At 75.1% G+C, this 8,795-nt stretch carries 11 protein-coding genes; 5 read left to right on the forward strand and 6 right to left on the reverse strand.

The genetic code is table 11. The features are described 5' to 3' along the window. Positions 1–13: 13 nt before the first annotated feature. The 4 genes from IE321_RS31940 to IE321_RS31955 form a co-directional block, all read right to left on the reverse strand. Positions 14–442: a DUF7144 family membrane protein gene (locus IE321_RS31940; RefSeq protein WP_043226457.1), complete on the reverse strand. Its 429-nt coding sequence runs from the start codon at positions 440–442 to the stop codon at positions 14–16. Positions 443–542: 100 nt separating this feature from the next. Then, positions 543–1,877, reverse strand: coding sequence for a cation:proton antiporter domain-containing protein (locus IE321_RS31945; RefSeq protein ID WP_190225448.1), 1,335 nt, complete (start codon positions 1,875–1,877; stop codon positions 543–545). Positions 1,878–2,095: 218 nt separating this feature from the next. Next, positions 2,096–2,779 carry a GNAT family N-acetyltransferase gene (locus IE321_RS31950; protein WP_043226459.1) on the reverse strand — a complete coding sequence of 228 codons (684 nt, stop codon included), beginning with the start codon at positions 2,777–2,779 and terminating at the stop codon, positions 2,096–2,098. 287 nt (positions 2,780–3,066) lie between these two features. Then, the gene (locus IE321_RS31955) at positions 3,067–3,768 is read right to left on the reverse strand and encodes a ribonuclease H family protein (RefSeq protein ID WP_043226461.1); all 702 of its coding nucleotides are present in this window, start codon (positions 3,766–3,768) and stop codon (positions 3,067–3,069) included. Between the two features lie 177 nt (positions 3,769–3,945). On the opposite strand from IE321_RS31955, the gene IE321_RS31960 reads away from it, so the two are divergent. The 4 genes from IE321_RS31960 (at position 3,946) to IE321_RS31975 (ending at position 6,419) form a co-directional block, all read left to right on the forward strand. Then, positions 3,946–4,494 carry a polyadenylate binding domain-containing protein gene (locus tag IE321_RS31960; protein ID WP_190225449.1) on the forward strand — a complete coding sequence of 183 codons (549 nt, stop codon included), beginning with the start codon at positions 3,946–3,948 and terminating at the stop codon, positions 4,492–4,494. 17 nt (positions 4,495–4,511) lie between these two features. Further along, positions 4,512–4,694 (forward strand): hypothetical protein, encoded by a 183-nt coding sequence (locus tag IE321_RS31965; RefSeq protein ID WP_190225450.1) that lies wholly within the window; start codon positions 4,512–4,514, stop codon positions 4,692–4,694. Then, complete coding sequence (locus IE321_RS31970) at positions 4,691–5,068, forward strand: hypothetical protein (protein ID WP_190225451.1); 378 nt, start codon at positions 4,691–4,693, stop codon at positions 5,066–5,068. Before IE321_RS31965 ends, IE321_RS31970 begins: the two co-directional genes overlap by 4 nt. Positions 5,069–5,243: 175 nt before the next feature. After that, the gene (locus IE321_RS31975) at positions 5,244–6,419 is read left to right on the forward strand and encodes a YncE family protein (protein ID WP_190225452.1); all 1,176 of its coding nucleotides are present in this window, start codon (positions 5,244–5,246) and stop codon (positions 6,417–6,419) included. Positions 6,420–6,494: 75 nt separating this feature from the next. Here IE321_RS31975 and IE321_RS31980 read toward each other — a convergent pair whose 3' ends face one another. Next, positions 6,495–7,337 (reverse strand): class I SAM-dependent methyltransferase, encoded by an 843-nt coding sequence (locus IE321_RS31980; RefSeq protein WP_190225453.1) that lies wholly within the window; start codon positions 7,335–7,337, stop codon positions 6,495–6,497. A gap of 145 nt (positions 7,338–7,482) precedes the next feature. On the opposite strand from IE321_RS31980, the gene IE321_RS31985 reads away from it, so the two are divergent. Continuing rightward, positions 7,483–8,073 carry a TetR/AcrR family transcriptional regulator gene (locus tag IE321_RS31985; RefSeq protein WP_190225454.1) on the forward strand — a complete coding sequence of 197 codons (591 nt, stop codon included), beginning with the start codon at positions 7,483–7,485 and terminating at the stop codon, positions 8,071–8,073. A 40-nt stretch (positions 8,074–8,113) separates the two neighbouring features. Here the strand turns inward: IE321_RS31985 and IE321_RS31990 are convergent. Beyond that, the coding region (locus tag IE321_RS31990; RefSeq protein ID WP_229916630.1) for a hypothetical protein at positions 8,114–8,795 on the reverse strand (682 nt) is incomplete at its 5' end.

An 8,795-nucleotide genomic window follows, 5' to 3' on the forward strand; every position in this document is an offset into this window, starting at 1 on the left:
GGGTCCGGGCCGCTCAGCGCGCGGCGGTGTCGTCGGACTTGACGACGCACAGGGCCCAGATGACGAAGCCGGACATGGCGATCATCAGGATCGACCAGGCCGGGTAGTAGGGGAGCGACAGGAAGTTGGCGACGATGACGAGGGCGGCGATGGCCACGCCGGCCACCCGGGCCCACGTCGACACCCGGTAGAGGCCGAAGCTCACGACGAGCGCGACGGCTCCGACGATCAGGTGGACCCAGCCCCAGCCGGTGAGGTCCCACTGGAACACGTAGTTGGGCGTCGTGAGGAAGACGTCGTCCTCCGCGATCGCCATGATGCCCCTGAAGACGCCGACGAGGCCGGTGATCCCCAGCATCACGGCGGCGAAGACGGTGAGTCCCCCGGCCCACAACTGGCTCGTCGTGCCGTGGGTGTGATGGGGGGTGTGCGTAGCGGCCATGGTGGACCTCGCTCTCGCTCCGCCGGGTGCCGGAACCGCCCGGCACCCGCGCTTGCTTCCATGGTCGACCCGATGGGCGCGCGGCGCGCGGGCGGCGGATTCAGGAGGCGGGGCCGTCGACGCGCCCCAGGCGGCGTCGGCCGCCGCCCGCGGGGACCTCGCCGGACTCCCTGAGCTCGTCGCGGGAGGCCGCGGCGGTCCTGCGGTACCAGGCGCCGTACGCCCCCGCGAGCGCCGGGGCGGATGCTCCGTGCAGGAGGACGCTGAGGGCGACCGTGACGGCGACGACGCGGCCGATCAGCTCGGTGCCGGCGACGTGCTCCTCGGCCACGAGGAGTCCGAGGACGACCGAGGCGAGGCCGCGCGGCCCGAACCAGCCGACGTACAGGACCGTCGGGGCGCGCAGGCCGCTGCCGAGCAGGGAGAGGGCGACCGGGACGAGTCTGACGACGGTGAGGCTGAGCAGGGCGTAGAGCACGATCTGCCAGGTGAGGTGTTCCAGGGCGGGGCCGAGCAGGAGGGCACCGAAGAGAAGGAGGCTGATCGAGGCGAGGAGGCCGCCGAGGTCCTCGGCGAGTTCGGGGGTCGTGTCCCGGTGCTCGGCCCCGGCCGCCGCGGTGGTCTCCGGCGGGCCCGCCGGGATGTTGCGGAGGGCGTGGCCGAAGGCGAAGCCGGCGACCCAGGCGGCGATGAAGCCGCTGCCGTCGACGACGACGGCCACCTCGTAGGAGGCGGCGGCGACGGCGAGGACGTAGACGTGCCGCCACTCCCGGGTGATCCAGCCCCGGGCGCGGGCCGCCTGGAGCAGCCGGCCGGCGACGCCGCCGACGAGGAGGCCGAGGACGGTGCTGAGGAGCAGGGAGCGCCAGAAGGTGCCGGCCACGCCCTCGGCGGCGTACGAGGTGCCGGGGAGGGCGGCGAGCAGGACGACGAAGAACGGCAGCACCATGCCGTCGTTGAGGCCGCTCTCCACGTTCAGGCCCTGCCGCACGAGCGGTGGGACCCGGCGGTCGGAGATGGCCGTCTTGCCGAGCGCGGCGTCGGTGGGGGCCAGGATGACGCCGACGAGCGCGAGTTCCCAGACGGTGAGGCCGGGCAGCAGCGGCCAGGCCAGCAGCCAGCCGGCCCCGATGCTGAGGAGGAGCCCGATCCCGAGCAGCCGCCGGGGCAGGAAGCCGCCCCGGGTGAGGTCGCGGCGGCGGACGGTCATGGCGTCGGTGAACAGCACGAGGGTCAGGGCCGCTTCCAGCAGGGCCGTGACCGGGCCCGCCTCGTGGAGTTCGATCACTCCGAGGACGGCTGGGCCGAGGAGGACGCCGCAGCCGGTGAAGACGAGCGCGGAGGAGACGGGGGTGGACGCCAGGCGCCTGGAACCCAGGGCGTAGGCGGCGGTGACGCCCGCCACGGCCAGCACCGTCCACCCGCCACCGCTCATGGGACCGCCTCCTTCGCCCGCCCCGGCGTCGCTTCGGCGGGGAGGCCGGCGGAACCGAAGGATGGGGCGGGAAGGACTCACCCGCTTCTCGCGGATCCTGATTGCACGGTGCGCGGCCCTCGGGGACCGCTACTCCGTGTCCTCACACGGAGTCCTTCCCGTCACCTCCATGGAACCACCCCGGGGCGCCGCCCGCAGGTCAGGCGGCGCGGGGCGGATCAGGCCGGGAGGAGGTCCTGGAGGACCCGGCTCCGGCGGGGGGCGCTCAGGCGCAGCTCGATGATGTCCCGGACGGTGGGCCACTCCTCGTCGAGGATCGAGTAGAAGGCCGTGTCCCGGACGGCGCCGTCGAGACCGCGCGAGTGCGCCCGGCGGGTGCCCTCGCAGGTGGCGCCGAGGCGTTCGATGGCGATGCGCGAGCGGGTGTTGCGGGCATCGGCGCGGAGCGTGATCCGGCGGACGCCCCAGGTGTCGAAGGCGTGGCGGAGCATGAGCAGCTTCGCCTCGGTGTTGATGCCGGTCCCCCGGGCGTCGCCCGAGATCCAGGTGTTCCCGATCTCGGCGGCGTCGGGGACCGCGGTGAGCGGATCCCCGTGGGGCTGGCCGGGGGCCGGGGGCCAGACCAGCGGTCCCCGCCAGTAGTCGAGTTCCAGGAAGCGGGTGGAGCCGATCACCCGGTCGTCGGCGGTACTGACGAGGGCGAAGGGCAGACAGCGCCCGGCGGCCTGTTCGGCCAGGGCGCGGGCGATGTAGTCGAGAGCGGATTCCAGGCCGTTCGGCACCGGAGTGAAGGCATAGGCCGATCGGTCCGCCTCGCCGGCCCGCGCGAGGGCTTCGGCGTGCCGCATCGCCAGCGGCTCCAGGCGCACGGAGCGCCCGGTCAGGAGAACAGGTACTGGCACGGATCCTCGGGTCTTTCACGGGCAGGGGTCACTTCCGTCACGACGCTGTGCGCCGGAAGTGAAGGGGGGATCTCGCCGGGTGCCGATGTCACGTCGAAAGACGTCGGATGAGCAGGCAAAACGGTTCGTCACCGGGTGCGAGGAGGAACAGTATGCAGCCACAACAGCTCTGAGAACAGAACCCCGGGAGAACCCGGATCCACGCGTGGGTGAAGCCTGCCGGAGGTGCTCGTGAAGCGGTCTCAGGGGGCGGACAGCGCCGCCCGCCCCTCGGACTCCCTCAGCGCTCAGACGCAGGTGGGATGCCCCCAGCCCTCCGTGTTCTTGGCGATGGTCTCCCCCTTGTCATAGGCACGCCCACAGCGGCAGCGGCCGGGAAACTTGGCCTTCAGGGTGCCGCCGGACGGGCGACTCCGGCGGGCTCCCGAAGCGGCCGATCCGCCCGGCGCGGAGGTGCGCGCCCGGGGCGTGCGGGGCGCGGAGGCGCGAGCGGTGGCGGGCTCGGGGTCGGGCAGCGCGGAACCGGCGTCCGAGCCGAGCGGCTCCTGGGTCCGGGCGCTGTGGCTGGCGGCCCGGTCGGCGGCGTCGTTGAGGGGGTCGCCGTCGGTCCGGTGCGCGGGGGTGTAGACGAAGTCGACGTCCCGGCCGGTCAGCAGGGCGTCGATCCGCACGACGAGGTCCTTGTTGGCCACCGGGGTCCCGGCGGCCGTCTTCCAGCCCTTGCGGCGCCAGCCCGGGAGCCAGGTGGTGACGGCCTTCATGGCGTACTGCGAGTCCATCCGGATCTCCGCGGGCACCGCGGGATCCAGGGTCTCCAGGAGCCGTTCCAGGGCAGTGAGTTCGGCCACGTTGTTGGTGGCACGGCCGAGCGGTCCGGCCTCCCAGCGGTCGACGGTGCCGTCCGCCCGGCCGATGACCCAGGCCCAGGCGGCGGGGCCGGGATTTCCCTTGGACGCGCCGTCGCACGCGGCGATGATCTTCTCCAGCATCCTTCGATCCTGACACGGACGGGGGTGTGCTCCGGGCCTCCCGGGGGCCCGCCACGGGGTCCCCTGACCGGGTGGCGGCCCGCTCCCCGCGCCACGGGGTGTCGGCGGTTCCCCGTAGACTCGCCGTCTGCCCGCCGGTGGCGGCACCGGCCCAGTTGACAGGAAGCGACGGACTCCATGAACCACGCGGACGGCACCGCACCGATCTACGCCCAGCTCATACGGGAGCGAGGGGACGTTCCCGGTGACGTGCGCCAGACCGCGGAGGAGGTGCTGCGGGACCTGAGCCGCTACATCAAGCTTCCCGCGCCGGCGCCGCAGCAGCCGATGGGCGTCGGAGCGCCGGCGGGCATGCCTGGCATGCACCAGCAGCCGGGCATGCAGGGCCGGCCGCCGATGGGCCAGCCCGGGATGCAGGGTCAGCCGGGCATGCAGGGCCAGCCGGGCATGCTCGGTCAGCCCGGGATGCAGGGCCGGCCGCCGATGGGGCAGCCCGGGATGCCGGGCCAGCCGGGCATGCAGGGCCAGGCGCCGGGCCAGCAGGGGATGCCGGTGCCGGGCCTGCCCGCGCTCCCCGGTCAGCCGATGCCCGGTCAGCCCGGCATGGCGGGTCCCGCCGCGCTGCCCGGCCCGGCGGGCCTCCAGGGCCCCGGCCCGGTCCCCGGTCAGGGCGGCCCGGCCGGACACGCCGGCATCGTCGCGATGCGGTCGCTGCCGCAGGGCTGACCCGGCCTTGGGGGGCCATGGAGAACCACTGCCGCGAGGCGGTGCGCGAGCCGGACGAGCACCGCGGCGACGCCCACTCCGATCCGCACGACCATCCGGACGTGGGCGTCGTCTCCGTCCTCCGCTTCCAGGAGAACGACCCCGTCGTCCGGGACGGCCGCCGGGTGACCACCGGCACCGGGACCGGAGGCCGCTCGTGACCGAAGGCCCGTACGCCTCCTTCGACGTCTACGTCGACGCCGCCGATGCGGCGACCGTCCTCGATCGGCTCCGGACCGCCCTTGGCGGCCGCCATGGCCCCGCCACGGCCGCGCACGACCTGGTCATCGGCCCGCTCTGGATGACGGGCGCCCACAACGACCACCGGACGGGGCACCGGAGCGACCCGCACGACTTCCTGGAGTGGCCCACCGTCCTCGAAGGCGAGTCGTCCCTCCGGGCGGCGCCCGCCGAGGTGGTCGAGGCGGTGGCGACCGTGCTGCGTGCCCTGTGGGGCATGGGGTACCAGGTTCTCGCCACGTGCGACTTCGAGGACGAGCTGCCCGACGCCGGCGGCATCGCCCGGTACCGCTGACGTCCCCGCCCGCCCCTCGGGTCATCCGATCGGTGGATCCCCGGGTCCACCGGAGGGGTCGGGGGGCGTGGACGGGCGGGCGAGGGGCCACCGCGCCCGGAGGCCGGAGGATCGGGGTACGGGAGGGGCCGGTTCGCGCGGTGTCCTCCTCCTGTCCCGTACCGAGGAGCCCGAGATGACGAAGATCCGCCGCACGTCCCGCACCGCTCGCGTCCTTCTGCCCGCGGCCGTCGCCGGGGTCCTGTTGTCGGGGTGCGCGCGGGCGGAACCGGCGCCCGCCGCGGCGTCGGGCGGGACGGCCACCGGGGCGCCTTCGCCGTCCGCCTCCACCGTCACGGTGACCCCGCCGCCCTCCACCGGGCCGGCGTCGGCACCGAAGGCCGGGACCCTGCTCGTCAGCGACTTCGGGTCGGACACGGTGACGTTCGTCGACCCGGCGCGCGGGGCGACCGGTTCCGTGAAGGTGGGCACCGCGCCGTACGGGCTGGTCCTCGGGAAGGACGGGCGGGCCTGGGTCGCGACCGCCGAGGGCGTCGCCGTCGTCGACACGGCCACCCGCGAGCGCCTGGCCCTCGTGCCGTACCGGACGGACACGGGACCGGTGACCACCGGCGAGTACCGGGGCGGCGGGATGGGCATCGCGCTCTCGCCCGACGGGAAGCGGGTGTACGTGGGGGTCAACGTGCCCGGCGGGAACGGCACGCTGGAGGTGATCGACACCGCGTCCGCGAAGGTCGTGGACGCGGTCGGCGTGGGGCGCCGGCCGTTCGACGTGGACGTGAGCCGGGACGGCTCCGCCGTGTACGCGACGAACCACGACTCCTTCGACGTGACCGTCGTCGACGCGGGCTCGCTGGACACCCGGCGCGTCGAGGTCGCGCCGTACGGCACCGAGGGCGGGCTCGGCTCCTGGCTGAAGCCGCACTACACCGCCGTGCGTCCCTCGGACGGCAAGCTGCTGCTGCCCTTCGAGGGCGAGCGGCTCGCCGTCGTGGACCCGGCCACCGGCCGGGTCTCCGTCGAGGAGATGACGGCCGACACCCACCAGCACGGGGCGACCGTGACCCCGGACGGGACGCTGTACGCCGTCGGCACCGGCCCCATCGACCCGAGCGAGGACCGGGGGCCGTCGCTGACCGTCCGCTCCGCCGCGGGCGTCGAGCGCGTCTACCCGCTCGACGGGCCGCACGAGGACGTGGCCGTCTCGAAGGACGGCCGCACCGCGTACGTGACCGGCGGCTTCACGCGGGACGGCTACTGGGACGGCATCAGCGTCGTCGACCTCGACTCGGGCGAGGTCGAGCGCCTCCCGGCGGGCTCGCGGCCGCTGGGCGTGGTGGTCTTCCCCTAGAGGACCGCTCCCGCCCGGGTCCCCGGTCGGTCCCGGGCCCTGCCCGTGCAGGGCGTCCCCGCGCGAAGCCGGAGGTCAGCGGACCGCCGTCACCAGCCAGGCCGTGCTGAGCAGGCGGACCCGGCCGTCGGGGGCCTCGTGGGGGCGGAGGTGGTCGGTGAGGGCCGTGCGGGCCCGGGTGCGGGTGGCGGCGTCGGCGTGCTCCATGAGGTGGCGGCCGGGGCCGGTGGCCAGCAGGAAGTCGGCCGCGTCGGCGGCGTCGCGGCCCCAGGTGCCGTACGCGCGTGTCTCGTCGAGCGCGATCCGCGTGAAGCCGGCGGCGGCCAGGACGGCGCGGACGCGGTCCGGTGCGGCGAGGGAGAACATGCCGGGGAGGCCCGGGCGGCCGAAGTCGCCGACGGGGAGGATGCCCCGGAGCGAGGCCATGGCGGTCACCCAGCCGTTGAGCGCGGGGTCGGACGGGCAGACGAGGGCGAGCCGTCCGCCGGGGCGCAGGGCGCGGCCGATGTTGGTGAAGGCCGCCTCGGGGTCGGTGAAGAACATGGCGCCGTAGCGGCTGATCGCCGCGTCGTAGGCGCCGTCGTCGAAGGGGTGCGTCTGGGCGTCGCCGCGCGTGAAGGCGGCGTTGCCGACGCCTTCGGCGGTGGCGCGGGCGCGGGCCTCGGCGAGCATGGGGGCCGAGAGGTCGAGGCCGTGCGCGTGTCCGTGCGGGGCGCGGAGCGCGGCGAGCCGGGTGGTCCGTCCGGCGCCGCAGCCGATGTCGAGGGTGCGGTGGGCCTCGCCGATGCCGGCGGCGTCGAGCAGCGGGGCGTCGAAGCCTCCGTTGACGGCGTTCCAGCGGTCCTGGTGGCGGGCCCAGTGCGCGCCCTCGGGGCCGTTCCACGCCTGGTCCTGCTCGGTGTTGACGATGACGGTCACGGTTGCCTCCGTGGCTGACGGGTGAGAATGGGCGGGTGCCCATTCTGGTGCGCCCCACCGTATGGGCGCGTGCCCATTTCGGCAATCCCGTCTACGATCCAGGCAGTCGGACGCCAGGACGGACGAGGGAAGGGACGGCAGGCTCATGTCACCGCGTGGAGTGGCGACGCCGGATGTGCGCGAACGGCTGTTCGCCGCCGCCGAGCGGGTCGTCGAGAGGGACGGGCCGGGCGCGCTCACCAGCCGGGCCGTGACCACCGAGGCGGGCTGCGCCAAGGGCCTGCTGCACGCGCACTTCGCGGGCTTCGACGGGTTCGTGGCCGAGCTGTGCCTGGACCGCTTCGCCCGGACGGCGGCGAAGGCGGGGGCCCTGGCCGGGCTCGTCGGGCAGGGCACCGTCGCCGGGAACCTCGACGCCGTCGTCCTGGCCCTCTTCGACTCCGGGGGCCCCGCCGTCTCGGGCCTCACCCTCTCCCGCCCCGACGCCGCGCTCCGCGTCCGCGAGGCCCTGGCCGCCGGGGCACCGGGCTTCGCCGCGATCGAGGAGGCCGTCGCCGCCTACCTGGAGGCCGAGCGCCGCCTCGGCCGAACCCCCGTCGCCCTGGACCCCGCCACGGCGGCCCTCGCCCTCGTCGGCACCAGCCACCACCTCCTGATGACCACCTGGCCCGGCTCCCCCGACCCCCGCCCGGCGGTCCGCCGCCTGGTGGCCGCCCTGGTGCCGCCGGGCGGGTGAGCCGGGTGCGCGGCCGCCGGGCGCACGGACCGCACGCCCGTCAGATGACGGGCGTGCGCATGGCCTGGTGGATCCTGCGGGTCTCCTTCGCGGCCAGGTCCAGGTTCACGGTCGCCGGACTGAACGAGACCACGGCCGCGGTGTTGTCGTCGGCCCAGGCGCACCGGGTGGTGGAGGAGTCCGACACGATGACCATCTCGCAGCTGAACTCGACGTCGGAGCCGGGGAAGCGGAACTCCCGGCGGGGCTCGATCACCCTGTCCCCGGTCGCGAGGGCGAGGTACCCCTCCCGGCGCGCCTTCGGGTCCTTGAGGCGGCCGAACACGCCGACGGCCTCCAGCCCCCGGAACGCCGCCCCGTCGGAACCGTAATAGGCGGCGGACAGGTGGCGAGCGTCCTCCTCGGGGGCGTCGCCGGTCCGGTCGGCCGGCGGCAGGGTCTCGGACGTCAGGCCGTACGCGCCTCCCAGCAGCGAGGTCGGCATGACGAGCATGTGCGTGGCCTCGGGGAGGGACGGGCCCTTGTCCTCGGGAGGGGGCTCGTACAGGGCGTACCCCACGGTGCCGGCCGCCAGCAGGACGCCGGCCACGGCGGCGGCGACGAGCCCGGGGCGCCCCTTCCGCCGGGGCGCGGGAACCGGCGCCGGGCCACGGGGTCCGGGCACCGGGACGACGGCGGTGCGCGTCACCGCGCTCTCGACGCCCGGCGCGACCGGCCGGTCC

The sequence above is a fragment of the Streptomyces hydrogenans genome (assembly GCF_014656075.1).
GTDB lineage: Bacteria > Actinomycetota > Actinomycetes > Streptomycetales > Streptomycetaceae > Streptomyces > Streptomyces hydrogenans.